Annotated in this window: 29 protein-coding genes and 1 pseudogene; 11 read left to right on the top strand and 19 right to left on the bottom strand. The window is 39.0% G+C overall.

What is annotated here, in order from left to right; all coding sequences use genetic code 11:
* Positions 1 to 23: 23 nt before the first annotated feature.
* The 4 genes from AC3WJG_RS21260 to AC3WJG_RS21245 form a co-directional block, all read right to left on the bottom strand.
* Positions 24 to 389 (bottom strand): hypothetical protein, encoded by a 366-nt coding sequence (locus tag AC3WJG_RS21260; protein ID WP_028409196.1) that lies wholly within the window; start codon positions 387 to 389, stop codon positions 24 to 26.
* Positions 386 to 691, bottom strand: a complete 306-nt coding sequence (locus AC3WJG_RS21255) for an antibiotic biosynthesis monooxygenase family protein (RefSeq protein ID WP_013057785.1) — start codon at positions 689 to 691, stop codon at positions 386 to 388. Before AC3WJG_RS21255 ends, AC3WJG_RS21260 begins: the two co-directional genes overlap by 4 nt.
* Positions 692 to 855: 164 nt before the next feature.
* Positions 856 to 2,088, bottom strand: a complete 1,233-nt coding sequence (gene ystJ, locus AC3WJG_RS21250; protein ID WP_060746334.1) for an NADP-dependent malic enzyme — start codon at positions 2,086 to 2,088, stop codon at positions 856 to 858.
* Between the two features lie 270 nt (positions 2,089 to 2,358).
* Positions 2,359 to 3,153, bottom strand: coding sequence for an AAC(3) family N-acetyltransferase (locus AC3WJG_RS21245; protein WP_028409198.1), 795 nt, complete (start codon positions 3,151 to 3,153; stop codon positions 2,359 to 2,361).
* Positions 3,154 to 3,470: 317 nt separating this feature from the next.
* On the opposite strand from AC3WJG_RS21245, the gene AC3WJG_RS21240 reads away from it, so the two are divergent.
* On the top strand, positions 3,471 to 4,475 hold the full coding sequence (locus AC3WJG_RS21240) for a DUF3231 family protein (RefSeq protein ID WP_060746335.1): 1,005 nt from the start codon (positions 3,471 to 3,473) through the stop codon (positions 4,473 to 4,475).
* Positions 4,476 to 4,723: 248 nt separating this feature from the next.
* Complete coding sequence (locus AC3WJG_RS21235; RefSeq protein ID WP_028409200.1) at positions 4,724 to 5,254, top strand: GNAT family N-acetyltransferase; 531 nt, start codon at positions 4,724 to 4,726, stop codon at positions 5,252 to 5,254.
* 40 nt (positions 5,255 to 5,294) lie between these two features.
* On the opposite strand, the gene AC3WJG_RS21230 is transcribed toward AC3WJG_RS21235, so the two are convergent.
* Entirely contained in the window at positions 5,295 to 6,044 is a 750-nt protein-coding gene (locus tag AC3WJG_RS21230) for an SDR family NAD(P)-dependent oxidoreductase (RefSeq protein WP_102813090.1), read from the bottom strand.
* 199 nt (positions 6,045 to 6,243) lie between these two features.
* Here AC3WJG_RS21230 and AC3WJG_RS21225 point away from each other — a divergent pair, with 199 nt between their 5' ends.
* On the top strand, positions 6,244 to 6,510 hold the full coding sequence (locus tag AC3WJG_RS21225; RefSeq protein ID WP_028409202.1) for a hypothetical protein: 267 nt from the start codon (positions 6,244 to 6,246) through the stop codon (positions 6,508 to 6,510).
* Positions 6,511 to 6,559: 49 nt separating this feature from the next.
* Here the strand turns inward: AC3WJG_RS21225 and cysI are convergent, their stop codons facing one another.
* Together cysI and AC3WJG_RS21215 are read right to left on the bottom strand one after the other, a co-directional pair.
* Complete coding sequence (gene cysI, locus AC3WJG_RS21220; RefSeq protein ID WP_016764771.1) at positions 6,560 to 8,281, bottom strand: assimilatory sulfite reductase (NADPH) hemoprotein subunit; 1,722 nt, start codon at positions 8,279 to 8,281, stop codon at positions 6,560 to 6,562.
* A gap of 22 nt (positions 8,282 to 8,303) precedes the next feature.
* Positions 8,304 to 10,112 (bottom strand): assimilatory sulfite reductase (NADPH) flavoprotein subunit, encoded by a 1,809-nt coding sequence (locus tag AC3WJG_RS21215; RefSeq protein ID WP_028409204.1) that lies wholly within the window; start codon positions 10,110 to 10,112, stop codon positions 8,304 to 8,306.
* Positions 10,113 to 10,725: 613 nt separating this feature from the next.
* Here AC3WJG_RS21215 and AC3WJG_RS21210 point away from each other — a divergent pair.
* Positions 10,726 to 10,908 carry a YolD-like family protein gene (locus AC3WJG_RS21210; protein WP_028409205.1) on the top strand — a complete coding sequence of 61 codons (183 nt, stop codon included), beginning with the start codon at positions 10,726 to 10,728 and terminating at the stop codon, positions 10,906 to 10,908.
* 25 nt (positions 10,909 to 10,933) lie between these two features.
* A complete protein-coding gene (locus AC3WJG_RS21205) occupies positions 10,934 to 11,086 on the top strand; it encodes a hypothetical protein (RefSeq protein WP_013057796.1) in 153 nt (50 codons plus the stop codon).
* Between the two features lie 34 nt (positions 11,087 to 11,120).
* Here the strand turns inward: AC3WJG_RS21205 and AC3WJG_RS21200 are convergent, their stop codons facing one another.
* Both AC3WJG_RS21200 and AC3WJG_RS21195 read right to left on the bottom strand, forming a co-directional pair.
* A complete protein-coding gene (locus AC3WJG_RS21200; RefSeq protein ID WP_337134121.1) occupies positions 11,121 to 12,728 on the bottom strand; it encodes an MDR family MFS transporter in 1,608 nt (535 codons plus the stop codon).
* Between the two features lie 22 nt (positions 12,729 to 12,750).
* Positions 12,751 to 13,203: a MarR family winged helix-turn-helix transcriptional regulator gene (locus AC3WJG_RS21195; RefSeq protein WP_013057798.1), complete on the bottom strand. Its 453-nt coding sequence runs from the start codon at positions 13,201 to 13,203 to the stop codon at positions 12,751 to 12,753.
* Between the two features lie 158 nt (positions 13,204 to 13,361).
* Between AC3WJG_RS21195 and AC3WJG_RS21190 the strand changes: the two genes are divergently transcribed.
* The gene (locus AC3WJG_RS21190; RefSeq protein ID WP_337134122.1) at positions 13,362 to 14,123 is read left to right on the top strand and encodes a MerR family transcriptional regulator; all 762 of its coding nucleotides are present in this window, start codon (positions 13,362 to 13,364) and stop codon (positions 14,121 to 14,123) included.
* Positions 14,124 to 14,361: 238 nt separating this feature from the next.
* Here AC3WJG_RS21190 and AC3WJG_RS21185 read toward each other — a convergent pair whose 3' ends face one another.
* The 4 genes from AC3WJG_RS21185 to AC3WJG_RS21170 all read right to left on the bottom strand — a co-directional run bounded on the left by AC3WJG_RS21185 (position 14,362) and on the right by AC3WJG_RS21170 (position 15,902).
* On the bottom strand, positions 14,362 to 14,895 hold the full coding sequence (locus tag AC3WJG_RS21185; protein ID WP_337134123.1) for a GNAT family N-acetyltransferase: 534 nt from the start codon (positions 14,893 to 14,895) through the stop codon (positions 14,362 to 14,364).
* 44 nt (positions 14,896 to 14,939) lie between these two features.
* Positions 14,940 to 15,311, bottom strand: coding sequence for a hypothetical protein (locus tag AC3WJG_RS21180; protein WP_013057801.1), 372 nt, complete (start codon positions 15,309 to 15,311; stop codon positions 14,940 to 14,942).
* A gap of 42 nt (positions 15,312 to 15,353) precedes the next feature.
* Positions 15,354 to 15,545 carry a hypothetical protein gene (locus tag AC3WJG_RS21175; protein WP_014459359.1) on the bottom strand — a complete coding sequence of 64 codons (192 nt, stop codon included), beginning with the start codon at positions 15,543 to 15,545 and terminating at the stop codon, positions 15,354 to 15,356.
* Between the two features lie 84 nt (positions 15,546 to 15,629).
* Entirely contained in the window at positions 15,630 to 15,902 is a 273-nt protein-coding gene (locus AC3WJG_RS21170; RefSeq protein WP_028409211.1) for a hypothetical protein, read from the bottom strand.
* 222 nt (positions 15,903 to 16,124) lie between these two features.
* On the opposite strand from AC3WJG_RS21170, the gene AC3WJG_RS21165 reads away from it, so the two are divergent.
* Both AC3WJG_RS21165 and AC3WJG_RS21160 read left to right on the top strand, forming a co-directional pair.
* Complete coding sequence (locus tag AC3WJG_RS21165) at positions 16,125 to 16,358, top strand: hypothetical protein (RefSeq protein WP_102813094.1); 234 nt, start codon at positions 16,125 to 16,127, stop codon at positions 16,356 to 16,358.
* A gap of 15 nt (positions 16,359 to 16,373) precedes the next feature.
* Positions 16,374 to 17,483 (top strand): GerAB/ArcD/ProY family transporter, encoded by a 1,110-nt coding sequence (locus AC3WJG_RS21160; RefSeq protein ID WP_028409213.1) that lies wholly within the window; start codon positions 16,374 to 16,376, stop codon positions 17,481 to 17,483.
* A gap of 20 nt (positions 17,484 to 17,503) precedes the next feature.
* Here the strand turns inward: AC3WJG_RS21160 and AC3WJG_RS21155 are convergent, their stop codons facing one another.
* Positions 17,504 to 18,220, bottom strand: a complete 717-nt coding sequence (locus tag AC3WJG_RS21155) for a CPBP family intramembrane glutamic endopeptidase (protein WP_102813095.1) — start codon at positions 18,218 to 18,220, stop codon at positions 17,504 to 17,506.
* Between the two features lie 219 nt (positions 18,221 to 18,439).
* Here AC3WJG_RS21155 and AC3WJG_RS21150 point away from each other — a divergent pair, with 219 nt between their 5' ends.
* Complete coding sequence (locus tag AC3WJG_RS21150) at positions 18,440 to 19,627, top strand: macrolide family glycosyltransferase (RefSeq protein WP_102813096.1); 1,188 nt, start codon at positions 18,440 to 18,442, stop codon at positions 19,625 to 19,627.
* A gap of 93 nt (positions 19,628 to 19,720) precedes the next feature.
* Here AC3WJG_RS21150 and AC3WJG_RS21145 read toward each other — a convergent pair whose 3' ends face one another.
* A complete protein-coding gene (locus AC3WJG_RS21145; protein WP_013057808.1) occupies positions 19,721 to 20,038 on the bottom strand; it encodes a hypothetical protein in 318 nt (105 codons plus the stop codon).
* Positions 20,039 to 20,247: 209 nt separating this feature from the next.
* Here AC3WJG_RS21145 and AC3WJG_RS21140 point away from each other — a divergent pair, with 209 nt between their 5' ends.
* Together AC3WJG_RS21140 and AC3WJG_RS21135 are read left to right on the top strand one after the other, a co-directional pair.
* On the top strand, positions 20,248 to 20,367 hold the full coding sequence (locus AC3WJG_RS21140) for a DUF4023 domain-containing protein (protein WP_013057809.1): 120 nt from the start codon (positions 20,248 to 20,250) through the stop codon (positions 20,365 to 20,367).
* Between the two features lie 171 nt (positions 20,368 to 20,538).
* Positions 20,539 to 21,579 (top strand): annotated as a pseudogene (locus tag AC3WJG_RS21135) (alkene reductase); the annotation flags it as partial.
* 29 nt (positions 21,580 to 21,608) lie between these two features.
* Here the strand turns inward: AC3WJG_RS21135 and AC3WJG_RS21130 are convergent.
* The 4 genes from AC3WJG_RS21130 to AC3WJG_RS21115 form a co-directional block, all read right to left on the bottom strand.
* Complete coding sequence (locus tag AC3WJG_RS21130; RefSeq protein WP_098524741.1) at positions 21,609 to 22,331, bottom strand: GDSL-type esterase/lipase family protein; 723 nt, start codon at positions 22,329 to 22,331, stop codon at positions 21,609 to 21,611.
* A 245-nt stretch (positions 22,332 to 22,576) separates the two neighbouring features.
* Positions 22,577 to 25,615, bottom strand: a complete 3,039-nt coding sequence (locus tag AC3WJG_RS21125; RefSeq protein ID WP_336117776.1) for an efflux RND transporter permease subunit — start codon at positions 25,613 to 25,615, stop codon at positions 22,577 to 22,579.
* Between the two features lie 120 nt (positions 25,616 to 25,735).
* Positions 25,736 to 26,185 carry a DUF6188 family protein gene (locus tag AC3WJG_RS21120; protein ID WP_013057813.1) on the bottom strand — a complete coding sequence of 150 codons (450 nt, stop codon included), beginning with the start codon at positions 26,183 to 26,185 and terminating at the stop codon, positions 25,736 to 25,738.
* 33 nt (positions 26,186 to 26,218) lie between these two features.
* Complete coding sequence (locus AC3WJG_RS21115; RefSeq protein ID WP_492588565.1) at positions 26,219 to 26,794, bottom strand: TetR/AcrR family transcriptional regulator; 576 nt, start codon at positions 26,792 to 26,794, stop codon at positions 26,219 to 26,221.
* Positions 26,795 to 26,986: the final 192 nt, after the last annotated feature.

Raw genomic sequence — 26,986 nt, 5'->3', positions numbered from 1 at the left:
ACACTTTTGTACTAGCCTCTTTTTTAAAGCTGCTGTTGCTTCAATATATGATTTGCTTCTTCTAAGTAAGCCACATACGCCTGTACTTGTTTATCACCATAATTATCTAGTTCAAACAGCGCTTCTTGTATAAAATTAAAATTATCAATAATATGCTGGGTTTTCATGCCTCGGCTTGTGAGTAAATTGTTTAACCATAAGGCATAGTCCGTAAAAATTTGCAGGTTGTCTAACTTATATGTTGTCTCAAGATACTTCATATGGTAGTGATTATCTTCATGACATCTTTCTTTGCCGCGCTCTCCGAATTTTTCGAGCAAAGAAGGTTCTAACTCGTAGATTTTCTCCGTTACTCTTTCGACGATCTTATTAACGGGAAGTGAACTCATCGTGCCACCACTTTGTACTGAGAAACTTTTGGGATGACGGCTGCCAGTTCTTGATCAGGGTACTTTTTCTCTAAATCATGAATACGCTTGAAATCTTCGCTTCGTACCCAGCTTAAATAATTCTCTTTCGTATCAAATGTAAGCTGAACGGTGAGCTCCCCTGCTCGCTTATCGTTTTGAAGAAGTAGAAAGTCTACAAATCCTGGAGCCTCGTCGACTGATTTTGAACGATTTTTATAGATTCCAATCACTTCTTCAGCTTTTTCATCCGGTACATTAAATGTTGAAAATACGGTGTACATCTTTGTTCCTCCCTTTATGATACAAAACCTGGGTTCTTTTCTCTTTATTGTACATCATATGGGAGATGAAATGGTGTTACGTTTAGATTTCACTGGAGTTACAGCAGGTCTTTAACATAAAAAGCCCTTTGAAACAGCATTTCAAAGGGCTTTTTTATCCGTTATTAGTTTTCGATTTTTGTTAATTGTTCTGTATGTGTTTTTACACGTGCCGGATCAATTGTAATGCGGGCAACGCCTGAATCCATTGCCGCTTTTGCTACAGATTCTGCTACAGCTGGCGCTACGCGAGGATCAAATGGTCCAGGGATAACGTAATCTGCGTTTAGCTCTTCTTCTGTAATAAGAGCTGCAATTGCTTCAACAGCAGCTTTTTTCATTTCTTCGTTGATATGAGTAGCGCGAACGTCTAACGCACCGCGGAAAATTCCAGGGAATGCAAGAACGTTATTTACTTGGTTAGGGAAGTCTGAACGACCTGTTCCAATAACAGCCGCTCCTGCTTCTTTTGCAGCGTCCGGCTTGATTTCTGGATTAGGATTTGCCATCGCAAAGATAATTGCATCTTCATTCATTGATTTAACCATCTCTTGAGATAATGCATCTGCTGCAGATACGCCGATAAATACATCTGCGCCTTTAATTACATCGCTTAGCGTACCGCTTTCTTTGTTTACATTTGTATAAGAAGCCACTTCCGCTTTTACTTTGTTCATACCTTGAGAGCGTCCTTCATAAATAGCGCCTCTTGTGTCACACATAATCATGTCACGTACGCCGTAAGAATAAAGAAGTTTTGTAATGGCAATGCCGGCAGCTCCTGCTCCATTTAAAACGATTTTTAAGTCTTCCATTGATTTGTTTACAATTTTTAATGCATTTACAAGTCCTGCTACCGTTACGATTGCTGTACCATGCTGATCATCATGGAACACAGGAATATCTACTTCTTTTTTCAAGCGCTCTTCAATTTCAAAGCACTGTGGAGCTGCGATATCTTCTAAGTTAATGCCTCCGAATGTGTGAGCCATTAATTTCACAGTTTCAACAATTTTATCTGTATCTGTTGTATCAAGTGCAATTGGGAATGCGTCTACGCCTGCAAAGCTTTTAAATAAAATTGCTTTTCCTTCCATAACAGGAAGTGAAGCTGCAGGTCCGATGTTTCCAAGGCCAAGAACAGCCGTACCATTTGTCACAACGCCGACCATGTTTCCTTTCATTGTGTAATCATACACCGTTTCTGGATGTTCATGAATTTCTTTACAAGGTTCTGCTACTCCTGGAGAGTAAGCTAAGCTTAAATCTTGAGCGTTTTGAACTTCAACTTTTGATTTAACTTCTAACTTACCTTGTTTTTCTTGATGCATATGTAGTGCTTGATCACGTAGTGACATAATTGTATTCTCTCCTTTTTTTCTATACATTTAAATTTTTTAATGAATTTATTTAACACTTGCTTTTTATCTCCATAATTGTAAGACAACCTGACCGAATAAATTCACTGCCAAGTGCCATTATGAAACAAGGAATATAAAAAGTAAACTATCTTGCTTAAACCACTTATGCGCTTTGTTAATATAAAGTCTGGACGCGGCGGCGACTCATGTTTGTCTCACTTTAAGTTGTCTGATATACAGACAACTTAGAAAGCATACAACCGCTCACTATAGCGCTTTCAAATGTATTTCAGCAAAATCGACGGCTTTAGGCATTGAAAAGAAGTATGCACATGCTGAACCGATTTTTTCAGCTTTTATTCCTTTTGCTTCAATAAACGCTTCACCTATCTTTTCAAACAGCTCTTCTCGAAACTCTAATTCTTTATACGTCTTCCATACTCGCTTTCCTGCATCCATAACTGGAGATCCTTTTTGAATCACGTTTCGATATGGAATACGATATTCTGCTAGATGAAAAGAAGTATTGTTCCCAAACCCGACACCTAATAATAAAACAAAGGCATGTTTTTTGTAAAGCCTTTCAAGAGGAGAATTTTCGCCTAAACTGAATTCAAGGGAATGATCTTTTAAGATATCTTCGCTGTCCTTCCCCCAAGCGGCGAATGAATACATTGGATGGCTGCTTCTTCTTACGCCAGGGTATGTTCGAAAAGTTTCCACGATTTGTCCCATACCGCTTGTTGGTGTATAAACTGGATCATATGCGGGCATCGTTTCCCGAATAGTTTCCCACCACTCTTTTGGCACAGCCGGATTGCCCCATTCTGATGGATCCGAAAGATCGACCGACTGTGACGGCATCACGATCGTTCCTTCCTCTGTCACTGTCTCCATTAAAGCTTGAACAACGGCTACTGAACCTCCGTTTACCCACCCTAATGAAGATAGCGAAGAATGAACCATGATAGTCATCCCTTTTGTTATGCCTAATCTGCGTAAATCTTCTTTTAAGGTATCTTTCGTTCTAGGATGATCTGTTGCTTGGACAATGTGCTTCATCGTAAGCTCCTTACTTATGGTGCTGCTAGAATTTGTTGCTGAACTCTAGCAATATATGTAAAACTTATGTTTCCATAATAGTAAGAATAACATCAATTGTCAAATTATTTAAAGTAATAGAAAAACTTAGTTTTATTCATATCAGTTATCATACAACTGACTTGTTGGTAAAGTTTATTTCCTTCAACTATCTTACTATAATAACCGCTACTGAAGCTTTTCAATAAATTAAAAAGAAGAATATTCCTATAAATAAAAGAAATACTAATGAAGCTATACATATTTACCTATCACTATTTTCAGGAGGAATGTGTACAATGAGCACATCAAAACTTCCGCCGCTCACGTCCTCGGAGCTTGCTAACTTATGGATGACTTATCAGGAAAAAACGATGATTTTGAGGTTTTTAGAATATTGTCTTGAAGGTAAAGAAGATCATAAAGAGCTTTTTGAGCTGTATTATAGCGACTCATTAAATATTACGGAGCGAATCAAAGAAATTTTAGAGCACGAAGGTGCAGTTATTCCTTTAGGCTTTACTAAACATGATGTAAATCTAGGAGTGCCGAAACTGTTCGACCCTATGTTTGAAGTCATGTACGTACGCTTAATGGCTCAAATTGAGACTGGACTGTTCGCTTTGCATTCAACGATGTCCTACCGGGAAGATATCAGAAGTTTTTTCGTAAACGCAACAGCAGAAGCGCAGCAAATATACAATCAGTCTACTCAGATATTATTAGAAACCGGCGTCATTGCAAAGCCTCCTTACGTTTCAATGCCAAAAGAAGTTCGGTTTGTCCACGAACAAAATTATATCGGAGGATTAAGCTGGCTTAGTGAAAAAAGATCACTTAATACAATTGAAGTGTCTCTTATCCAACATGCGGTTGATACAAATCTTGTAGGAATGCAGCTGATGATTGGCTTTGCTCAGGCAGCTAGCAACAAAGAGGCACAGCAGCATTTTGTCAACGGAATGAAGCTTTCAAAAAAAATTGAAACAGAACTAGGAGATATTTTACGTCATAGCTATATAGAGCCTCCTGCTACGCATGCAGGAAAAGCGACAAGCTCAACGATCTCCCCTTTTTCAGATAAATTAATGATGTATAACACGAGTCTTCTGAGCACCTTCGGTCTAGGAAGCAATGCTTTAGGAGGCGCTTTTAGTTTACGAAGTGATTTGCCACTAAAGATGCTGCAGCTGGCTAAAGATATTTATTTCTTTGCGAAAGAAGGCGGTAAAGTCATGATTCAAAACGGATGGCTTGAAGAGCCTCCTCAAATTGAAGATCGCAATCAGTTAACTAAAAAATAGGTTCTTTCCTACAGGAAAGCTAGCTGCTCTACGTGCAGCTAGCTCTATTTGTTTTTTTAGTATACTGTTTTTAGTGCTAGTACGTAACAACTGTTTGTGTTATTTAGAAGTTGTTCCTGTCTTTTTCTTAGTCGTTTAGCTCATATTTCTACTTAATTTATAACAGAAAAATAAAATAAAAGGTATTTTCTCTGAGCTGACGAAATCTTTCTATATAAATTTTTATATAAAATAGAAAGGAGAAAAGTATGTTTCCTATTCTTCGTACACCTCGCACTACACTGCGTGAAATAACAGAAGTCGATGCAGATACTATTTTTGACTGCTTCTCTCAGAAAGAAGTTATTAGATATTACGGGCAAGAAAAATTCACAACTATTCAAGAAGCTCTGGTTCTAATCGATATTTTTGCTGAAAATTACAGAAATCAAAAAGGCATGCGCTGGGGAATTGAACGGCTCGATACGAGGGAATTAATCGGGACAGTTGGATTTAATCAGTGGAACCAAAAGCATAAGCGCGCGGAAATTGGCTATGAGCTACACCCTCAGCACTGGGGTCATGGCTATGCTTCAGAAGCTGCTTCGGCTGTTATGGCGTATGGGTTTGATACCCTTCAGCTAGTGCGGATTGGAGCTGTTGTGTTTCTTGAAAACAAAGCATCACAGCATGTGCTTGAAAAGCTTGGGTTTCAAAAAGAAGGAGTGTTAAAAAACTATATGTATCAAAACGGAAAAACTCACGATACGTTTGTTTATAGTTCACTGCCTACTACATAATAAAAAAGGATTCTTTTCTTAAAAAGAATCCTTTTTCGTTTTATTTAAATGCCGCATACCCATCATCAGCCATGATGATGCTGCCGTTTACAGCTCCCGCTTCTTCTAAGGAAAGCAAATAAACCATATTTGCAATTTGTTGTGGTGCAGTGAGCTCTCTGCTCATCGTTTTCGCTTTCATTCCTTCAATCATACCGTTATCTTTATAGCCTTGAATAATGGGCGTATCAACAAATCCTGGTGCAATGGCGACGACGCGAATACCATATTTAGCTAAATCTAGCGCAGCTGATTTTGTCATCATCACAACAGCTCCTTTTGTTGCGTGATAAGCATACGTTCCGGGTGAGGCTAAAAAGCTAAAAATAGATGCCGTATTGATAATGACGCCTTTAATACCTAACTCTCTCATTTTCCTGCCCGCTGCCATAATCCCATATGTAACGCCGTGCTGATTCACATTAATAATACGGTGATATTCTTCTAAGTCTTGATCTAAAATAGATGTAGGGCGTCCAATACCTGCATTGTTAAACATAACATCAATTCGCCCGAAGCGGTTCACAGTTTCCTCAATCAGTGCTTCCACTTCTTCAAACTTTGTGACGTCCGTTTGCACAAATAAAGCGCTCCCTCCAGCTTCTTCAATTTTTTGAAGAGTCTCTTTTCCTTTCTCTTCATCATAATCAGCAATGACCACCGCGTCTCCTTTTTGCGCAAACTTTAAGGCAGTTTCTTTGCCAATTCCGCTTGCTCCCCCTGTAATAACCGCTACTCGTTTTTGCTGCATGTTTCTCCCTCCTTGGAAAAAATTAGTCCTTTTTATATTATAGCATTCTTTTTTTCTACTAACCTTTTCTATTAAGCGCTTTATTGTTAGAAAAACAGTTAATTTAGGCGTAGTTGAATGCCTTTTTTAATAAAAATCAGCGCGTGTACAAGCAGTCTGTCATTTTTTGCATTTACTATAGTGTAAGGAGGTGATGGCTATGCATGAACACACAGGTAATGTATCTATTCCCCGTCCTCCGGATGTGGTGACAATTCTTTGGGAGCGAAACCCTTTGGATAGACAAGCTCCTCGTACTGTCGTAGAAGCAACAGTAATCGGCAGCGCAAAGCCTTGCGGACGCTTGTTAGCTCAAGGTCAGCGCTACCGCACTGCAGCTCATTGTTTACTTGACAACGGCTTTGAACAAATTACTGCTGAAAGATTAGGCGTATTTGGAGTAGCTGTATTTGTTAGAGAATATTAAAATAGAAAAAGGGACTTTTCTGTAAGTTAGAAAAGTCCCTTTATACATATTACGCGTGGAAATTCGTGCCGTCTGTTACAGCTTCAATTACTCCAGCGCGGATGACAAAGTCACCAAAGTGCTCGCCTTCTTCTCTCTCTTTTGCATAGCGAGGAAGTAAGACGCGCAGCTCATTTAAAATTTCTTCTTCACTGATATTTTCACGGTACATTTTACTTAAGCGACTGCCGTCAAATGCTGCTCCAAGATACATGTTGTATTTGCCCGGTGCTTTACCAATAAAAGCAATTTCACCTAAAGCAGGACGTGCACAGCCGTTAGGACAGCCCGTCATACGAATGGTAATTTCTTTATCGCGAAGGCCGTTTTCATCTACAATTGCTTCAATTTTCTCAAGAAGAACTGGGAGATAACGCTCAGCTTCTGCCATCGCAAGCCCGCAAGTTGGAAGCGATACGCAAGCTAATGAGCTGCGGCGAAGAGCCGAATAATGCTTGCCATCAGTTAATCCGTATTGTTCGATAAGATCACTAATTTGTTTTTTCTTTTCAGTTGATACGTTCGCGATAATTAAGTTTTGATTGGCCGTTAAACGGAAATCACCGCTATGAACTTTTGCAATTTCACGAAGACCCGTCATAAGCTTATAGTCTTCAAAGTCAGCAATACGTCCACCTTGAACAAAAAGAGTAAAGTGCCATTTTCCTTTTACACCTTTTTCCCAGCCGTAGCGGTCGCCGTTATGATCAAAGTGATAAGATTTTGCTTCGTCTAAGCTCCAGCCCAGACGATTTTCAAGCTCTTCTTTTACCGTTTCTAATCCCAGACGATCAACCGTGTATTTAAAACGCGCGTTTTTACGTACAGAGCGGTTTCCATAATCACGTTGAATCGTAATGATTTTTTCAGCTACTTCTAGAATTTGATCAGGTCGACAGAACCCAATCACTTTTGCAAGCTGAGGGTAAGTTGCTTTATCTCCGTGCGTCATACCCATACCGCCGCCGATTGCTACGTTAAACCCAACAAGTTTCTCGTCTTCTAAAATAGCAATAAAGCCAAGGTCTTGTGAATACACGTCAATATCATTAGACGGTGGAACAGCTACGCCAATTTTGAACTTTCTTGGCAAATAGAGCGGACCATACATTGGTTCCACTTCTTCTTCCACTTCCGGTGTGCTGATCACTTTCTCTTCATCTAGCCAAAGTTCGTGGTACGCTCTTGTACGAGGTAATAAGTAATCACTTAATTTTTTTGACCATTCAAATACTTCAGCGTGCACTTCTGACTGATAGGGATTCGGATTGCACATTACGTTACGGTTTACATCTCCGCAAGCTGCAATTGTGTCTAATAAAGAAGCATGAATTTCTTGAATCGTTTTCTTCATGTTCCACTTTAAAATTCCGTGCATTTGGAATGCCTGACGAGTCGTCAGCTTTAACGTTCCATTTCCGTATTTTTGTGCTAAATCATCCATCACTAGCCACTGTTCTGGTGTTGAAACACCGCCTGGCGTACGGACGCGCAGCATGAATTGGTAAGCTGGCTCTAGCTTTTGTTTTTGGCGTTCGTTACGAAGATCTCGGTCATCTTGCAAGTAGCTTCCGTGGAACTTCATCAAACGATTATCGTCTTCAGAAATACCTGAGCTGATGCGGTCTAGCATTGTTTCTCCTAATGTACCGCGCAAATAATTACTTTCATCTTTTATGCGCTCAACGTCACTTGGAGGACCTTCGGGCGCTTTTAAAATTTTGTTTACCATGTTGAAAATCTCCTTTCAATCCTCAGTATACATCACGCTGATAACGTTTTTGTTTCTTCATTTCAGCAAGGTAACCTTCCGCCTGTTCACGGCTCATCTTGCCTTCTGTTTCGATAATTTCAACTAGCGTGTTGTGCACGTCGCGTGCCATATTTGTTTTATCTCCGCACACATAAAAAGATGCGCCTTCTTCTAACCATTGGAATAATTCTTTACTATGTTCGAGCATACGGTTTTGTACGTATACTTTTTCTTCAGTATCGCGTGAAAACGCCACGTCCATTTTTGTCAGTACGCCATCTTTTAACCACTTTTGCCATTCTGTTTGGTAAAGGAAGTCTGTTACGAAGTGCTGATCTCCAAAGAACATCCATGACTTGCCTTTTGCCCCTGTTTCTTCACGCTCTTGCATAAATGAGCGGAACGGAGCCACACCTGTACCAGGTCCTACCATAATAATTGGCGTTTCTTGATCTTGAGGAAGCTTAAAGTTTTTATTGCTTTGAAGGTATACAGGAATCGTATCGCCTGGCTGCAAACGTTCTGAACAAAGGACTGAACAAACACCTTTGCGCTCGCGTCCATGCGCTTCGTAGCGTACCGCTCCGATTGTTAGATGAACTTCATCAGGGTTTGCTGATAAGCTGCTTGCAATCGAGTAAAGGCGCGCTGGCATTTTACGTAAAATGGCTACAAACTCTTGTGCCGATACGTTCCATGGGCCGAAGTCACGAACTAAGTCAATCACATCACGGCCTTGTGTGTATGCTTTTAATTCCTCGCGATTTTCTACAAGCGCTTTTAACTTATCGTTTCCAGTAAGCTCAGCTGCTTGCTTTAAAAGCGGTTTTGTTAAAACGGTAATTTCAAAATTAGAAGTTAGCGCTTCTCTAAGAGGACGCGTTTCGCCTTCTTTATTCACCGTTACACTTTCACTTGCATCCCACTTGAATTCGTTAAGAAGAAGATCAACAAGCTCCGGGTCATTTTCAGGATAAATCCCTAAACTGTCTCCTGGTTCATACGTCAAACCTGAACCTTCTAGAGATAGTTCTAAGTGTCGCGTTTCTTTATTTGATCCGCGGCCGTTTAAGTTTAAGTTCTCAAGCACTTCTGCTTTAAAAGGATTTGTTCTTGAATATGGTGAAGTTCCTGCAGGAGCTTCCGCTGGAACAGTCGCCGAAGCGCTGTGTCCTTTCGCTTCGCTTAATCCGTCAATAACACCTTTAAGCCATTTATTCGCGGGCTCTTCAAAATCTAAGTCACAGTCAACGCGCGGATACAGTCTTTCACCGCCAAGTTCTGCTAAGCGCACATCAAATTCTTTTCCTGTTTGACAGAAAAATTCGTATGAGCTGTCTCCAAGCGACAAGACAGAGAAGCGGAAGTTCTCAAGTTTTGGCGCTCGACGGCCGTGAAGAAATTCATGGAAAGATAGCGCATTATCAGGCGGCTCTCCTTCTCCATGTGTACTTACGACAATTAATAAATTTTCAAGTTTCTTTAAATTATTTGGTTTGAAATCATTCATAGAAGATACAGTTACATTAAAACCTTTTGCTTCAAGCGTTTTGCCTGTATTTTCAGCAAGTCCTTGAGCATTTCCTGTTTGTGATCCGTAAAGAATCGTTACGTCTTTTGAAACTGTCTGCTTCGTTTGAGCAGGCGCTGCTGTAGAAACGTCTGGCGTTCCTTCGGCAGATGTAGATTGAGATGCTGTTAAATAACCGCTCAACCACATTTTTTGTGCTTCTGTTAATGTCGGCAGAAGGCGATTAAGCAAATCTGCTTGTTCTTGATTAAAAGGGCTGTTTACTACCTTAAGTTGCAACACTGTCCACCTCACAAAAATATATAATTTAAATATGTATGCTTTTACGAATCATCTTCAACATAATACCTGTGTCTAATTAATCAATGATGTTTCCCTTCATACATTATTATTCCTATAGATTATATCAAATTTAATTATATAAATCATTAGAAAATTCTTATCAAATTCGTCTACCTGCATTTTATCGGAGAAGAATAAATTAGTAAAATACATATAATTGATAATTAGTATTAAGATCATTAATAATTGAAGCTGTATTTACGTTTTTTATAAACGCAGTTACTTCTATATTTGTTCATTCTACATCCTTCACGTGAATATGAATATTTTGTAATTTTTAGAGAAGTTTTGTAGAAACGGTTTTCTTTCTCATCAGAATGTTACATAATAAATGTAACATTAATCCTTTTAAAAAACACTATACGTAAAAGACAGTATATTCTGAAATTTAGGACAGTTTATAGGTGAGCTAGCAACCTTTTATTCCATCTATTCATACACGTTGAAGAATATAAAGGGAAGCTTGCAGTACATACAATTCCCTTTTGCTCATCTCAAATGAAAGGACTGGCTTTTAAATCAGGTAATCTTTTTTAAGGAGGCTTCTTGAATGTTTTTACGAGAATTAACGAAAAGTGGGACGATAACTGTTTCTTACTATAAAAATGGAACGCTGCAAACGTGCAAAGGCCGCGTGCACAACTTAAATCTCCATCAGCAAATTCTATCCGTAAAAGACGAAAATGAAGCCGTTGTTTCCCTTTTGCTTTCTGATATTAAATCCATTCATTAGTACGTAAAATTAAGGAGGAATTACCATGTGGAAAGATAATAAGCAAGCGCTTACAGATTTTGTGTCAGAAGATAGGTTTGAACTGAACTTATATTTAACGTATTTGCTTGATCAAATTTCGTATGACACGTCTAAACAATCCCCTTTTCTTCGTAAGCCTAATGAAACCACTAGCTAATATAGAAAAAAGCGCACAAATTTGTGCGCTTTTTTTAATGTGATGGCTCTACTTCAGCAATGCCTTCTTCTGGTTTTTCTTCGGCTTTTTTATTTGAAAGCTTGATCTGTCTTAAGAACAATGTGCATACCGCTCCTAAAATAATAAAAGCTAAGCCCATAAAAAAGACGCTGTGCAATGCGCTCATTAGCGAGGTCTTCAAAATTGGCACAATGCTGTCTGAAAGCGCAGCTGGAATACTCTTTAGTGCCTCAGGGCTAAACAGCATCTGCAGCACACTTTCAGGATTCGTATCAATCGCTTTTTTAAACCCGTCTGCAAAAGCACTTGCTTGAGCAGGCAATGTGTTTAAATATGGAACGAGTTTGTCACTAAGAAGCGTACCTGATTTTGCATTCATTACCGCTCCTAAGATCGTAATACCGAACGTTCCTCCAATTGAACGGAAAAATTGACTTGATGATGTAACCACACCGAGCTCTTCTTTTGAAAAGCTCTCTTGAAGAGCAAGTGTTAAAATTGGCATTACAAGACCCATTCCTAAACCGATTATGGCCATATAAGAAGTGGCAACAAGTTTGCTAGTATGAAGGTCTAATGTTGTTAACAAGAAGAACCCTCCTGCCATAATGAGCATACCCGTAATAATTTGGGGCTTGATTCCAACTTTATAAACAAGCTGCCCTCCAATAATACTTGTCACAATCATTGAAATCATCATCGGTGTCATAATGGTACCGGATTCCGAGGCGCTGACTCCAACGATTCCTTGCATAAAGAACGGAACAAACGTAATGGCTCCGAACATGCCGATGCTCATAAAAAAGCCAATGATATTTAACAGCGTAAACGTTCGGTTCTTAAATAAATACATCGGAAGAATCGGCTCTTTCGCTTTCTTTTCCACAATAATAAAGCTTATGATCCCAACAACAGCCAGTGTAAATAGACTAACAATTTGCCAAGAGTTCCAGTCGTAGTCTTTTCCTCCAAAGCTCAGGGCCAAAAGCAAGCTCACTACTCCGATAACCATTGTGAACATACCGGCTACATCGAATTTCACAGGTCCCGTATGTTTCTTTCCTTGAAGTCCCAGGGCAATAAAAACGGTAGCGAGTATACCTACCGGCAAGTTGATGTAAAACACCCATTTCCAGTTCAGTGAATCAACAATCCATCCGCCAATTTGTGGACCGATGACAGAAGCAAGACCGTAAATTCCTCCGAATACTCCTTGAAACTTTGCTCGTGCTTTTCCTGTAAATAAATCACCGATTACAATCATTGCCATCGGCATCATAACGCCGCCGCCAATTCCTTGTAATGCACGGAATAAAATAAGCTCTGTCATGTTATTTGCCATTCCACATAGAGCAGAAGCAACCATAAAAATAATAAGTCCTGTAACATAAATTACTCTGCGTCCTACTAAATCAGCGAGCTTTCCTGCAATCGGAACAACTGTTGTCGACGTTAACAAATAGGCTGTTGTCAGCCATGTCATCATGCTTAAACCACCAAGATCTCCTACGATTCTTGGCATAGCTGTTCCGACAATGGTTCCATCAAGTGCAGAAAAGAACATCGCAATAATTAACCCAATTAATAAAAGCGTGCGCTTTGAATTTTTTTGATTTTCCATCGTGTGTCTCTCCTCTTTTTTGTTACTGCTGCTTATCTTTATAAGAAGCAGCTGATGTTGCAAGCTTTTTCGTAATAGAAGCCATCATGGAAAGCTCTTCTTCTGTTAGATGCAAAAGATAGCGGTCCATAATGGCTTTTCGACCATTCAGCACATCTTCAAGCTTGCGATGCCCAAATTCTGTTAAGGTAATATCAACGACTCGTCTGTCCTCTTTATTATGTTCTCTTACAACAAAATTGTGCTGTTCGAGACGATCTACTAAAAGAGTCACGGCGCTCGGTTTTACATCCATTAGTTCTGCAATTTGAGAAACCTTACTGCTCCCTACTTTCTTTAAATAAGAAAGAACAAATAATTGCGTAGGAGTCATCTCATGCTCATTTAAACTCTCCATCATTTCGGGCTGCATTTTTTCAAATAGCACTTGAAGCGATGAACGAATCTCTCCAAGATACTGATTGCTTTTTGTCACATCTATTCCTCCAGGCTTGCTTATTTATTTCATGTTATAAATAGTTAATGCTAATTAAATATAAATGCATATAAACTAAAAGTCAATTATTTCTTTTTTAGTATTGACCCTTACGCTGCGTTATATTTTATAGTAGATTTCAGAAGGGAGATGAAAGAATGAACAGAAAAGTAAAAGAAGTTGCTGACTTAGTAGGAATCAGCGTCCGCACGCTGCATCACTATGATGAAATCGGGCTATTAAAACCTGATGCCGTTAATGAATCCGGTTACCGGCTTTATTCACCGGCTAATCTCGATATGCTTCAGCAAATATTATTTTTTAAAGAACTTGGCTTCCCTTTAAAACAAATTCACGAGATTATAGCAGACCCGACGTTTAATCGCACAGAAGCGTTGATACTGCAAAAAAACATGCTGATTGAAAAACGCAGTCGGCTCGATCAAATGATCGTAACCATTAATAAAACGATTCAATATGAAGAAGGAGCGATTGAAATGAACGAAAAAGAGCGGTTTAAAGGACTGGATTTTTCGCATAACCCATACGAAGAAGAAGCACGGAAGCGCTGGGGAAACCAGCGGGTAGATGAAGCAAATGAAAAAGTACAAAGCTTCTCACAAGAAGAACAGCAGCACATGTCAAACGAATGGGAAAGTATCTACACTCACTTAGCTTCGCTTCATGATCTGTCACCATCCTCTACAGAAGCTCAAAAAGCTATTGCGACATGGTATCAATTTTTAAATGAAAACTTTGGAACGTATTCATTAGAAGCCTTTAAAGGTCTTGGAGAAATGTATGTGCAAGATGAGCGATTTACAACTACCATTGACAGCTATGGAAAAGGATTAGCCAAATTTATGAACGAGGCGATGAGTGTATTTGCAGACGCTAAAAATAATAAACCAAAAGACTGAGATATAACTACATCAATGCAATCTAAAGACGAACAATTAGCATATATGATCTGAACTGCTTGTTCCGCCGCTGTTGATTTCCGTCCAAGGCTTCGCGTTCCGCGGGCGCCGCTGAGCCTCCAAAACCGCTAAAAACACTACCTATATGAAGCCTATGTTCATCACCACAATGAAAAAATCCGAACGATTCATCGTTCGGATTTTCATTCACTTAATATACTTTTGTTCGAGCCTCTTTTTATAAATGAAGACCCATAAGCATTGTATTATAGTACACGCCATTTATATAGGTGTCTTTTTCTTTTAATCCTTCTGTTTGAAACCCTAGCTCCCTGTATAAAGAAATAGCTCTTTTGTTATCTTCTCGCGTCACAAGTTCGATTTTTTTTGTTTGTTTATTCGTACGTGCCCATTCAATCAGCTCAATCATTAGCTGTCTGCCTAACCCTAGCCCGCTATAAGATTTCTCTACTACAATACCGAGGGTTCCCACATGCTTATTACGCGGGTTTTGAGACGAGGTGATGGATGCAATACTAATGATTTTCTCTTCTTTTTCAGCCACAACTATAAGAGCATTTTGCTCTTGTTTTACAGAAGCTAAAAACACTTCATACTCTGAAACTGGTCTAAGAAACTCCCCTTCTCCAAATGACAGAAAATCACTTTCTCCTCCCACTCGATTGTAAAAAGCAATCATTTTCTCTGCATCTTTTGATTCTGCTTCTCGAAGGGTGACGCCTATACCATTCTTTAATGTACGTAAACTCATATACCTATCTTCCTTTTAGTTATTCTTGTTTGCTTAGCCGAGTTTTAGCGCTGTTTTTCTCTCCACTGATCTAACCACATGCGATTTCCTAAAGCTGTAAAATCATTTTCATCGGCGTAGCGTTCAATGACGGAAAGCGCGTTGTCCTCAAGCATTGGTGAATAGCTCATGATTTCTAAAATATGATGTGCAGCCCATAAATCAATTCGATAAGTAGGATTCGTCAGCAGTGTTGCAAATTCAAACAGCATGCCTGGATAATATAAATGAATGAGCTGCGCAATTTTTTTCATATCTTCTGCAGCTCGATTGCCTTTTTTTACAGATTTTTTATCTCGATAATCGATTTCATAATGAATTTTGGCGCTTTTTTGATAAAGATCAACTAGCGTTTCATACGTACGGTGTTTCCGCATTTCTCATCTTCCTTTGCTTCTAGATTTCCTCGTTTGAAGATGCTATAGTTCATTTTTAGGTTTCATATATTCAAATAAATGCAGCAAAAATATGATACTTCCGCCAATGCACATCACAAAACTTAACGTAGCAGGATACTGAATAAAGAAACCGACAACACCAAAAATCAGCATAGCAAGCGCTCCTATCATCATAAACAGATGATAAGCCGGTGTATTTTCTTCATTATTCATTCATAACTCCTTTTCACTATTTTTTAAGTTATTAAAAAGATATGACACTTCTTTTGGACTATGATCTTTTATTTTGCTGCCGCTTTATTTGTTTAGCTTAGCACGAAGTAACGTGAGAAGGCCTCCTCCAAACATGACGCCACCCACAATTTGATACAGGTGTATGTAGCTTTTTACCGTTTCAAGATACAGATCCGTGTCTACATTCCCTTTACTTTCTAGCCATCTTTGGCCCATGGCCTGACCCGTTGCAACGCTTTTTAACAAAACGACCAGGCCTCCGAGCATGACAACGGCTGCGATCATAAGCTGTACCTTTTCTTTGTCATCTAGCATTTTTTTGAATTCGTCTGCCATCTATCTCTCTCCCATCCTTACCTTGTTATGTATCTACTTGTTTGTAATCATGCTGTTTTTTCTCTATTATAACGCTTAACTTGGTCATTATAACACGGTTTTGCACTGCCTTTAGTCTTACTTTTCATAAATGAAGCCATCTTGGGTGATACTATTTTTGAAACACAGGCGTCTTTAACATCCCTTCATTATTTTTGAAGGGTTACTAATTGAGGTTGATACATGCTTATATTTTTAGGGATTTTTTTACTTTGTGCAGCTGTTTGTTTATTAGAAATACCTTATTTAAAAAAAGTGAACAGTAAAAAAGAAAAGCAAATTTTTTGGAGTTTGTTCATAGTAAGTATTTTAATTGTTAGTTTAAAATACGGCGGTGTGGAGATCCCTAACCCCGGAGACGGCATTGCTTTTTTATTAAAACCTTTTAGTGATTTTTTGTTCAGTCTGTTGAAGTAAAAGGAAGTGAACAACGTGCACAGTCAGATGAAATTATCCGCAGCACAGTTTCGAATACTCGTCATTTTTTATAGTTTAGGCGACACTATTTTAGTCGTGCCTGGAAGCTTAACGGCTGATTCAAAGCAAGAGGCATGGATTCCAGCTATTTTAGGCGTGTGTGTAGGCGTTTTTCTTGTATGGATGTATATCAAACTTTCTAGCCTTTATCCGAATAAAACCCTTATAGAACTAAACGAAGCCATTTTAGGCAAGTGGCTAGGAAAGTTTGTCTCTCTTTTATTTGTCGCTTCTACTCTTCTTTTTTGCAGTCAAGTTTTGTTTTACGTGGGCTCGTTTCTAACAACTCGGATTATTATCCAAACGCCTATGCTTGCTGTTCATATTTTGTTTATGGGAATTGTGATTGTCGGCGTTCGGCTTGGCATTGAAACGATTGCCCGCTGTGCTGAAATTCTCTTTCCTTGGTTTGTTATTCCGTTCTTAATCTTAGTTTTTTCGATTTTCCCTCAAATTCATTATGAGAATTTGCAGCCTTTATTAGAGGTAGGCGTTAAGCCTATTATCAGATCTATTCTGGTATTTACAAGTATTACATCTCTCACTTTTATTGTATTGCTAACCGTTTTCCCTGCTCACGTAGCGGAACCAGCACAGCGAAACCGCGCTTTTTTTACGGGAAGCTTAATCGGCGGAGGCATTATGATTATTATCTTACTGCTTGGCATTCTTGTACTTGGAAATACATATACACGTATTGCTTTATATCCAAGCTATGAGCTTGCAAGACGGATCGAAGTTGCGGATTTTCTAAAAAACATTGAAGTAATTATGGCTATTATGTGGTTTTTATCTCTTTATTTTAAAACGTCTCTCTACTATTATGCGACCGTTTCTGGACTCGCTCAAATTCTTGAATTAAAAAACTACCGAATTTTAACTCTTCCGCTAGGCATTATTGCCGTTACATTTTCACTTATCGTGTATCCAAGCATTCCATATGAACAAACGTGGGACAGAGATACGTGGATCCCGTACAGTCTGCTATTTGGGCTGTTTTACCCTCTTGGATTATTAATAGTTGGGAAAATTCGCATAAAGCATTCTGCGTCTTTATCCAAATAAAAAAGCCGCTTAAGCGGCTTTCAAAAGAAGACGGTTATACTCACTAATCCATTCCACAGCATATGTAAAATCATAGATGGGAAAATAGATTTTGTCCGGTAATAAATACTGGCAAAGACAAGTCCCATGACGGTAGCCGTAATCGGAAAGCCAATATGTAAAAGACCGAATACAAGAGCGGAAACGAAAATGCCCACAAGCATGTGGTGGCGTTTGGTTAAGAAACCACATAAAACACCTCTGTAAAGCAGCTCTTCTTTAATAGGCGTGATAACTGCTACACTTATAAAAAATATCCAGCTCGAAAGCAGCGTTTGATTAAAACTGCCCTGATTTAAATCTTTTTGCTGCTGATCTGCGCTTTCTACGTTTAAAAATGAAAGCATCACGTACTGCACCGCGGCTACAATTAAAAAGCCTACTACAATATATACATACGTTTTTCTTTCTTTTAATACTGAGAAATTCCACATAGGCTTTAAAAATCTGCGCACAGGCCTGTACAGCACGGCAACACCTAGAAAAAACGCCGCGTCTACCAGCAGAGCATATGGTCCTTCTAATAAAATTCCCGTCATATTTGAACCCGTAACTTCATCGTAAATAGCTACTCCAATTCCGGCTATAATCTGCAGACCAAAGCCCAACACGATAAATAGAAGCAGCGTGAAGTAAGTAAACTCTTTTTTCTTTTTAGGCTTTAAAACCGGTTCTGAATTTGTTGATAACGTACTCAAAATAGCAACCTCCAAAAATGATTCTTTCTCTCTAGTGCTCTCAAAATTCTACCATAATCTCCGCTTAATGATGTTATTTTTTAGGAAAAAAGTTATATTTTTTCACATTTTACACACAAAGGTAGAGTTTGAAAAGATAAATGAGCTAGTCAAATTAGTTGTCAACTTCCTTATATTTGATTACGCTTGAAGAAATCTTACCGAAAGTGAAGTGAAAAAATGGCAAACATTTTAATGATTAATTTTCCTGCTGAAGGTCACGTAAACCCAACGCTTGGAATGGTAAAAGCTTTTTCAGACCGAGGTGATACCGTTCACTACATTACGGCCGAGCGTTTTAAAGAGCGCCTTGAAAACGCCGGGGCTATCGTACACACTCACCGAGACTTATTAAGCGGTGTATCCATCAAGCCTGAAACTCCTCAAGGAATCAACGCTTTTTTAAATATCCACATCCAAACGTCTTTAGATACGCTGAAGCTTGTTCATACGTTATCAAAAAAAATTGACTTTGACTTTGTGTTTTACGACAAGTTTGGAGCAGGCGAATTAGTGCGTGATTATTTGCGGATTCCCGGGATTGTATCCTCTGCGTCTTTTTTAATGCCAAAAGAACGCTTAGCAATGATGCCTCTGCATCCGGATTCAGGCGTTCCATTTAAACCTGACGAAAAAGCTCAGTACGGGCTCAGCTTGCTAAAAAATCAGTTTGGCGTAGAACCTAAAAACCTGCTTCAATTTATGAACAATGAAGGCGAATTAACGGTCGTATATACAAGCCGCTTTTTTCAGCCGCTTCATGAACATTTTGATGACTCGTGTTTATTTATTGGGCCAAGCTTTCCAGAGCGTCACGGCTCTCATGATTTTCCGCTAGAAAAGCTAAAAGACGAAAAAGTTCTTTATATTTCAATGGGAACGGTACTTCATGATGTAGAAGGCTTTTTCAACCTTTGCATCGACGCATTTAGCGACTTTGATGGAAAAGTTGTGATTGCAGCAGGAGACCGGGCTGATTTTAAAAAAATAAAAAAAGCACCGGAGCATTTTATTATTTCACCCTATGTTCCTCAGCTTGACGTGTTAAAAGAAGCGGACGTTTTTATCACGCACGGGGGCATGAACAGCGTAAATGAAGGGATTCATTTTAACGTACCGTTAGTCGTTTTACCTCATGGGAAAGATCAGCCGATCGTTGCTCAAAGACTCGTGGAACTAAACGCCGGGTATCGCTTAGCAAAAGAAACGGTAAATGCTTCTCTGTTAAGGAATGCCGTTGACGAAGTCATACATGACGACCGCTACAAAAAAGGGATAAAAGAAATCAACGTAAGTTTCGAACAGGCAGCTGGCCCCGCCGCTGCAGCCGAAAAAATAGTAAATCACGTAGTGAAACAATATTCATAAAAAAAGGTGCACATTTGTGCACTTTTTTTTATTAAACCAGCTATGTACAAACTGTATATACGCCAATGATTAGCAAAATGACGGCTCAAAAACTTATGAATACAAATCCATATGACTGAAATAATCGAAAATATGATTTAAATCTGTAATCTTTATGCTATGAGTGCTGTAAGCAACGATTATTTCAGCCAGCATAAGAACGAATAAAATGGCCAATAGCACCTTAACAAGCGGAAATTGTCGGAACTGAGGAGAAAAAAGCAGCTTACTGACTGTATACAAAAACAGCAGGATAAAGTAGATCATCATGGCATTTGTTGCCTGAAGGGGCACATTCCAGACAAATATGTACACGCTGAATGTCAAAATCAAAATAAACGACATTTCTTTCCCGCTAAAAAAATCACTCATTGCGTAACACCTTTTCTTGTTCATGAATGAATAAGAAATTATAAACTCACGAAACATTAACGTTATTTTTACAACAGTATACACGATTTTCCTGTTAATTTCTATATACCGGTGTATATATGGAGCGGCTTTTAGCGGATTGGCGTCATGTTTTTGCAGGCAATGGGTTATAGTAACAGGGAAAGGCTCATAAAGGAGGTTTAGATAATATGGAAAACACAAATGAATTTGTTCAAAAGCTGAACGATAATCAAGAAAAGCAGCGTAAAAACAAGCAGGGTCAAGCTACTGGACATCCTGAGAAAAAACTTCCTAATAAACAGCATTAATGTTGTAAAAGTTGGCTGTAAAGACAGCCGGCTTTTTTTTGGACTTTTTTCGGAAGTCGAAATGTTTGAAGATAAAACAAATCCCCTGTTACAATAAACTGAACCCACTGCAAAACGTTTGCAGCTATACTTTCCTCTTAAGGAGCTGAATATAAAATGAGTACATTTGAAAAACTATTCCAACCAACAAACATTGAAGCATTTGATTTACACACTCGTACAGCAATGGCACCGATGACAAGATGCTTTGCTGATCCAGAGACAGGCGTAGTCGGTCAAGACGTTGTAGACTATTACCGCCGCCGCGCAAAGGATGGTATTGGCTTAATTATTAGTGAAGGAATCGTTATCAGCGAACGCGCAAAGGGAAATCCTGGCGTTCCCGGTATCTATATCCAAGAACAAATTGATTCATGGAAGCCTGTAACAGAAGCTGTTCATGAAGAAGGCGGCACGATTATCGCTCAAATTTGGCACGTTGGCCGATTGAGTCATTCCGGGTTAATCAATGGACATAAGCCTCAGGCCCCTTCCGCTATTGCAGCACAAGGCCAAGTGCCTCGTTTCCGCAAGCCCTACGAAGAGCCTGAAGAAATGTCAAAAGAAGATATTAAAGAAGTTGTAGGACAGTACGCTCAAGCCGCTAAAAACGCCATTGAAGCAGGATTTGACGGCGTTGAAATTCACGGTGCTCACGGCTATTTAATCGATCAGTTTAATTCAGACTGGTCTAATAAACGCACGGATGAATACGGAGGCGACCTTGCACAGCGATTAACGTTTATGAAAGAAGTGATTTCTGCTGTTATCGACGCCGTTGGAAAAGAGCGCGTTGTGATTCGCTTCTCTCCTCATAAGCTTGATAAACCCGACTATCGCTGGGACGACACTGAAAAAGCTATTCAAACGTATACAGAAGCATTTAAAGAAACAGGAATTGAGATCATTCATCCGTCTATGCTAGATTTTTATGAAGATGTTCAAAACGGTCAAAATCTTTATGAAATTACGCGTAAGTACTGGGATGGACCGATTATCGGTGTAGGTGACTTAACGCCTGAATCAGCTGAAAAAGCGCTGCAAGCCGGCTGGATCGACGTAGCTGCTATTGGTCGCCCACTTATTTCAAATCCTGATTATTTACAGCGCATCAAAAACGGAGATGCTCTTGTCGAATACGATGCTAAAAAACATTTACCAGAGCTTATCTAAAAAAAAGCGCTCCTTTCGGAGCGCTTTTTTTATTGGTTTACGTATGCCTGAACTTCTTGTTTCCAAATAGCATAGCCTTGGCCCTTTAAATGAAGACCATCAACCGTGAAATTACTTTTTAACTGATTATGTGTAGATACTTTCGAATACAGGTCAATGTAAGAATCATTGTGTTTCTTAGCCAGACGCTCTAAATAGTTATTTAACGCAATCACATCTTTATTGTCCACTGCGTCGCCGCATTTTTTATTGTTCACGGGCAGTACACTTTGAATATAGACTTTTGTATTCGGTGATTCTTTATGAATACGCTCAAGAATTTCAGCATAATTGGCTTTGGTTTTTTTTACAGATTTTTGCTCGTTTAAATCGTTAATGCCAATCATCAAGAAAATTTTTTTTGGCTTAGCATCTGTAATACTTTTTAGACGGTGCAATACCCCTTCTGTTGTATCATCGGCTACGCCTCGATTGACAATCTGCTTATTATGAAAAAGTTCGCTCCATTCAGAGCGCTGGGTAATGCTATCACCGAGAAATACGATTGACTCTTTAGGAATACTTAATTGCTTGAACAAAGTGGTCCGTTCAATGTAATAAGGATTATCTCTATAGCTTTGCTTAGACGAATTTTTAGATGACAGCGGATTTTTCATCGCGCTGCTGCTACTTGCATAAAAAGCAAAAACACCTATGAAAAGGACATTTAAGATAATGGAACTGATAAATACAACTTTCTTTGTTGAACTCACGAAAACGACACTCCTGTACTTTGTATGTTTTTTAGATAACTCTACGATGATATAGTAAAGCTTCCTGTTAACACTCTTTCCCTCCATACAAGACTTTTAATCATTTTTTGTAAATAATGATTTTACATAAAAAAGAAGCGGCGCTTGAAAGCGCCGCTTCTTTTTCTATAATATAAGGGGTTAAAACGTACTTTTATTATAACATACAGTACATGGTCATATTTTCCTCTATTAGAAAATAGTTCTTATGTCGTTTCTTTTTCCAGCTGTTTTTCTCTTTTCACTTGTCTTGCGAAGAAGAGTTCGTATACCACTGGAATAATAATTAAGGTAAGAAGGGTAGATGACGCCAGCCCTCCGATCACCGTGATAGCTAAGCCTTTTGAAATCAGCGTTCCGCTTGATGTAGTAAGCGCCAGCGGAATTAATGCAGCAATGGTAGCAAATGCCGTCATTAAAATTGGACGCAAGCGCGTTTTCCCAGCTTCAATAAGGGATTCGCGGATTGTCATGCCTTTTTGTTCACGATTTTGGGTAATTCGATCTACAAGCACAATCGCGTTTGTTGTAACAATTCCGATCAGCATTAAGAATCCAATCATGACGCTGACGGACAGCGGTTCTTTTGCAAGTACTAAGCCAACTAACGAACCGATTGGCACAAAAATGAGTGACGATAAAATGATAAATGGAATGCGCGCTTTTCCAAACGTAACGAGCATCGTTAAATACACAAGGCCGATTGCTGTTAAAATGGCTAGACCTAGAGATTGGAAGACTTCTACTGTCTCGTCGCTTCCGCCTCCACCGTCCAAGCTCACATCTTTTGGCAAGTCTAACTTTTTCACTCCATCTACAACATCTTTGGTCACAGCTTGAACATCATCGCCTTTAATGTCTGCTTCCACTCGCGCAAATACTTTGCCGTCAAGCTTTTGAATAGAAGTGAACGTATCAATTGTACGAACGTCAGCGATATCTTTTACTAACACAGGTCCTCGTTCTGTAAACACTTGAAGATCTTTAATTTCTTTTACTGAACTAAGGTCTTTATCGTATGAAAGCTGAACCGCTCGTTTTGTATTATCTAGTTTTAAGTCTCCAACGGATACCGGTTTGGTTTGATCGGAGATTGTACCAAGCAGCTGAAATCCAGATACTCCGTACTCTGCCGCTTTATCAGGATCTACTTCGACTACAAGCTGCTTTTGCTTATCTGAGAAGTTATTTGTTACATATTTAAGACGTTTGTCTTTGTTTAAGTGGTTTTCCACTTGCTTAGCTGCCTTTTGCAAGTCATCTAAATTAGAAGAATATAAATCAACCGTTACGTTATTATTTGTAGGAGGCCCTCCTGTTGATGCTTCTTGCACATTAACTGTTGCTTTTGGTGATTCTTCTTTCGTGATGCTTTCCATTTTCTTTTGAACTTTATCAATAAACGTATCAACATTCACGCCTTCTTTTACGTTCAAGAAATAGCCAACTTGGTTCGGGCGTTTTACACCTGTTGAAAAGTCGCGTGATCCCACTTCCGTAGTCACATCTGAAATTTCATTTTGATCCGCAAACATCTTTTCAATTTTTAAGGATACGTCGTTTGTTTTTTCAAGTGATGTAGATGCCGGTAATTGGACATTGGCTTGAAGCATCTTTTGTTCTTCATTTGGAATAAACGTAAAGCCTAATGAAGGCACAAGCGCAAATGAACCAAACAGTAAAATAAAGGATAAAATTAAAATTTTAATTTTATGATTAAGCGACCATGCAATCGCTTTTGCATACCCGCGCTGCAGCTTTCCTTCTTTTTCTTCAGGCGGTACTTTTTTAAATGCAAACTTTGCTAGAATCGGCACGATTGTAATCGCTACAAGAAGAGATGCTAACAGTGAAAAAACAACTGTTAAGGCAAACGGCAAGAAGAACTCTCCTGTAATTCCTCCTACAAAGCCGATTGGCAAGAATACGACAACCGTTGTAATCGTAGACGAGGTGATAGCTTTTAAAATCTCTTTTGTGGACGATTCGACAAGCTTATTGCTCATGCCTTCTTCTGAACGGCGTACGCGTCTGAAAATGTTCTCAATAACAACAATACTGTCATCCACTACGCGCCCAACGGCTACAGCCATTCCGCCTAGTGTCATAATGTTAAGTGAAATATCAAGCTGGTTTAAGAAAATAGCTGATACTAACAGCGATAATGGAATCGATATAATCGCAATGATCGTAGCGCGGAAGTTACGCAAGAAAATCAGCACGGCGAGTGACGCAAATAATGCTCCGAGCAATCCTTCACGCACTAATGTTTCAACAGACTTTTCAATGCCGTCAGCTGAGTCAAAGCCGATTGCGTAGTCTAACTGATCGTCATATTTTTTCAAAATTTTCATCGTTTCGCTTGCTACTTCAACCGTATTGGCATCTTGTTTTTTTGTGATGGCCATCGACAGCGCATCTTTGCCGTCATAGCGCGTATATTCGCCTTGTTCTGTTACGGCTTCGACTTTGGCAATATCGCCAAGCTTCACAGGCTTTGCTTCAGGATTCATCGTAGATTTCAGCTGGATTTTCTTTAATGCATCGATCGTCGCAACTTTTTCTTCTACTCGCACTGGAATTTGAAGCTCTTTTCCGTTTAATGTTCCTGCTGGGAATGAAACAGCTTTTTGATTAATTTGTTCTTTCATCTCATCAAGCGTCAAGCCAGCTTGAGCTGCTTTTTCTTTATCGACCGTAATTTGTAAAAGGTCCTCTTTCACGCCGCCAACTGAGACGGAGTTAATACCTTGAATTTTATTCAATTCAGGAATCACTTCATCGTTTAATACTTTTTCAAGATTTGCATCATCTTTCGCAAACAGTGAAATGTTGAAAATCGGGAATGAACCAAACGAAAAACGATTTACGTCTACATTTGATGACTCTGGTAAATCTAATTCTTTTATCGACGAGTTAATTTGCTGTTCAACTTTATCTAAATCCGTATTAAACGGGAATTCTAAATTAATAATACCAACGTTTTCATACGATACGCTTTGTACGCTTTTAACGCCTTCAATTCCTTTCACTTGGTCTTCGATTTTCGACGTGACGCTTTCATTTACGTCATCAGGAGAAGCCCCAGGATACGTTGCTTCAATGGACAGCTGCGGAAATTCGATATTCGGCAGTAAATCAATTTTTAGTTTTGAAAATGAATATAGCCCCGCTAAAATAAGTAAAAATGAAACGATAAACACAGCTACCGCATTTTTTAAACTAAATCTCGTCAAAAAATTCATCTTTTTCCTCCGTTACGTAACTAAGTTATTTGAGAAGCCTTCATCCTTTAATAGCTGCAGACCCGTTTTAATTTTTCAACAATTTTAGAGTACCCACGGGTCAGTTTTTCACAAAAAAACTCACCTCCTCTCATGTGCTGATGAACTGTCTATACAAACTGAAATTTGATGGTCACACGCTCCCCCTGGCAGCGAGATAAAGGAAAAGCCGTCTTGACCATATAAATCCCAACCTTCAAAAAACGAGCTGTCGTGAAACATATCTAGCGCATACCCATTAGAAAACGTAATTCGGAGTATACCGATATCTTCATACCACTGTATAGAAATAATGTGCTGGCCAAGCAGCAGCGCTTCGACTTGCTGACGCTGCTCGGCAGAATGCAGCGATTTCCAGTCCGCTTGACCAAGCAAGATGCTGCGTTTGTTTTTTAGTCTCCATGGACATTCTGCCACAAGTCCACCTTTACTAAATCCAAGAGAAAACGGCAGGGTATTGTCTGTGTTAACCTTGGTAACGGTTTGTTCTTGAAAATATGAAAAATTAATTACTGTGCTGCTGGTATTCATCATATCCCTCCATTATCAACCAGTACCGACGAGTCATTTTTGGGTCTCAAAATGGCAGCCTTCAATGTATAAGTTCACAATGAACTCCGCATAGTTCATGATATCTTCTTCTGTTATATCATCATCGGAAACGATATCCATCCTATACCCATTTAACATGCTGCAAAACGCTTTTGAATGTAAAAAAGCATTTTTTATTTTCTGCTCTTCAATCAATTTAGCAACAAGCCCGTGATAATCCTCAAAAAATTGATGAAGACTACCCATCATCTCTGGCATTTGGTGAGGGGCTTGCCAAAAAGAGTCGGGATATTTTTTAGTTTCGTAAAAAAAGAGCAGATGATGCTTCGCAATTGAATACAGCTTTTCATGAAACGTTTGGCATTCATCCGTTCTTCGCTTTGCATGATACAAAAACTCATCAAACGAACGATTGTTCACAGCGATATAAAGCGACTCTTTAGACGAAAAGTACAAGTAAAGCGTTCCTTTAGATACACCGGCTAGTTTAGCAATATCAATCATTTTTGCTTCATAGTAGCCTTTGGATCCGAACACTTCAAAAGCAGCATCTAAAATTTTCTCTCTCTGCTGTTTTCGGTTTGTCATGGTAAAAAATCCTCTCATACGTTTTCGATACTATACATATAAAATAATTAAAATAACTTGTCAACACGTAGTGTGCTTCTTTATCCCTTGCATCACAAGAGTATGTCAGTTTTTGAAACCAAACACTTCTATAGAGCAAATTAAAGCGTTTTCGACTTTTTTGTGACAGATACAAATGATGCTTGTATATGA

The organism is Priestia sp. FW507-14D1A (assembly GCF_058781295.1).
The sequence above is the reverse complement of the archived record's forward strand: the minus strand, read 5'-3'. Positions and strand labels throughout refer to the sequence as shown.

Coding starts and splice junctions, on each gene's coding strand:
- AC3WJG_RS21260 (WP_028409196.1), bottom strand. CDS start 389: ATGAGTTCACTTCCCGTTAATAAGATCGTCGAAAGAGTAACGGAGAAA.
- AC3WJG_RS21255 (WP_013057785.1), bottom strand. CDS start 691: ATGTACACCGTATTTTCAACATTTAATGTACCGGATGAAAAAGCTGAA.
- ystJ (WP_060746334.1), bottom strand. CDS start 2,088: ATGTCACTACGTGATCAAGCACTACATATGCATCAAGAAAAACAAGGT.
- AC3WJG_RS21245 (WP_028409198.1), bottom strand. CDS start 3,153: ATGAAGCACATTGTCCAAGCAACAGATCATCCTAGAACGAAAGATACC.
- AC3WJG_RS21240 (WP_060746335.1), top strand. CDS start 3,471: ATGAGCACATCAAAACTTCCGCCGCTCACGTCCTCGGAGCTTGCTAAC.
- AC3WJG_RS21235 (WP_028409200.1), top strand. CDS start 4,724: ATGTTTCCTATTCTTCGTACACCTCGCACTACACTGCGTGAAATAACA.
- AC3WJG_RS21230 (WP_102813090.1), bottom strand. CDS start 6,044: ATGCAGCAAAAACGAGTAGCGGTTATTACAGGGGGAGCAAGCGGAATT.
- AC3WJG_RS21225 (WP_028409202.1), top strand. CDS start 6,244: ATGCATGAACACACAGGTAATGTATCTATTCCCCGTCCTCCGGATGTG.
- cysI (WP_016764771.1), bottom strand. CDS start 8,281: ATGGTAAACAAAATTTTAAAAGCGCCCGAAGGTCCTCCAAGTGACGTT.
- AC3WJG_RS21210 (WP_028409205.1), top strand. CDS start 10,726: ATGTTTTTACGAGAATTAACGAAAAGTGGGACGATAACTGTTTCTTAC.
- AC3WJG_RS21205 (WP_013057796.1), top strand. CDS start 10,934: ATGTGGAAAGATAATAAGCAAGCGCTTACAGATTTTGTGTCAGAAGAT.
- AC3WJG_RS21200 (WP_337134121.1), bottom strand. CDS start 12,728: ATGGAAAATCAAAAAAATTCAAAGCGCACGCTTTTATTAATTGGGTTA.
- AC3WJG_RS21190 (WP_337134122.1), top strand. CDS start 13,362: ATGAACAGAAAAGTAAAAGAAGTTGCTGACTTAGTAGGAATCAGCGTC.
- AC3WJG_RS21185 (WP_337134123.1), bottom strand. CDS start 14,895: ATGAGTTTACGTACATTAAAGAATGGTATAGGCGTCACCCTTCGAGAA.
- AC3WJG_RS21180 (WP_013057801.1), bottom strand. CDS start 15,311: ATGCGGAAACACCGTACGTATGAAACGCTAGTTGATCTTTATCAAAAA.
- AC3WJG_RS21175 (WP_014459359.1), bottom strand. CDS start 15,545: ATGAATAATGAAGAAAATACACCGGCTTATCATCTGTTTATGATGATA.
- AC3WJG_RS21170 (WP_028409211.1), bottom strand. CDS start 15,902: ATGGCAGACGAATTCAAAAAAATGCTAGATGACAAAGAAAAGGTACAG.
- AC3WJG_RS21165 (WP_102813094.1), top strand. CDS start 16,125: ATGCTTATATTTTTAGGGATTTTTTTACTTTGTGCAGCTGTTTGTTTA.
- AC3WJG_RS21150 (WP_102813096.1), top strand. CDS start 18,440: ATGGCAAACATTTTAATGATTAATTTTCCTGCTGAAGGTCACGTAAAC.
- AC3WJG_RS21145 (WP_013057808.1), bottom strand. CDS start 20,038: ATGAGTGATTTTTTTAGCGGGAAAGAAATGTCGTTTATTTTGATTTTG.
- AC3WJG_RS21140 (WP_013057809.1), top strand. CDS start 20,248: ATGGAAAACACAAATGAATTTGTTCAAAAGCTGAACGATAATCAAGAA.
- AC3WJG_RS21125 (WP_336117776.1), bottom strand. CDS start 25,615: ATGAATTTTTTGACGAGATTTAGTTTAAAAAATGCGGTAGCTGTGTTT.
- AC3WJG_RS21120 (WP_013057813.1), bottom strand. CDS start 26,185: ATGAATACCAGCAGCACAGTAATTAATTTTTCATATTTTCAAGAACAA.
- AC3WJG_RS21115 (WP_492588565.1), bottom strand. CDS start 26,794: ATGACAAACCGAAAACAGCAGAGAGAGAAAATTTTAGATGCTGCTTTT.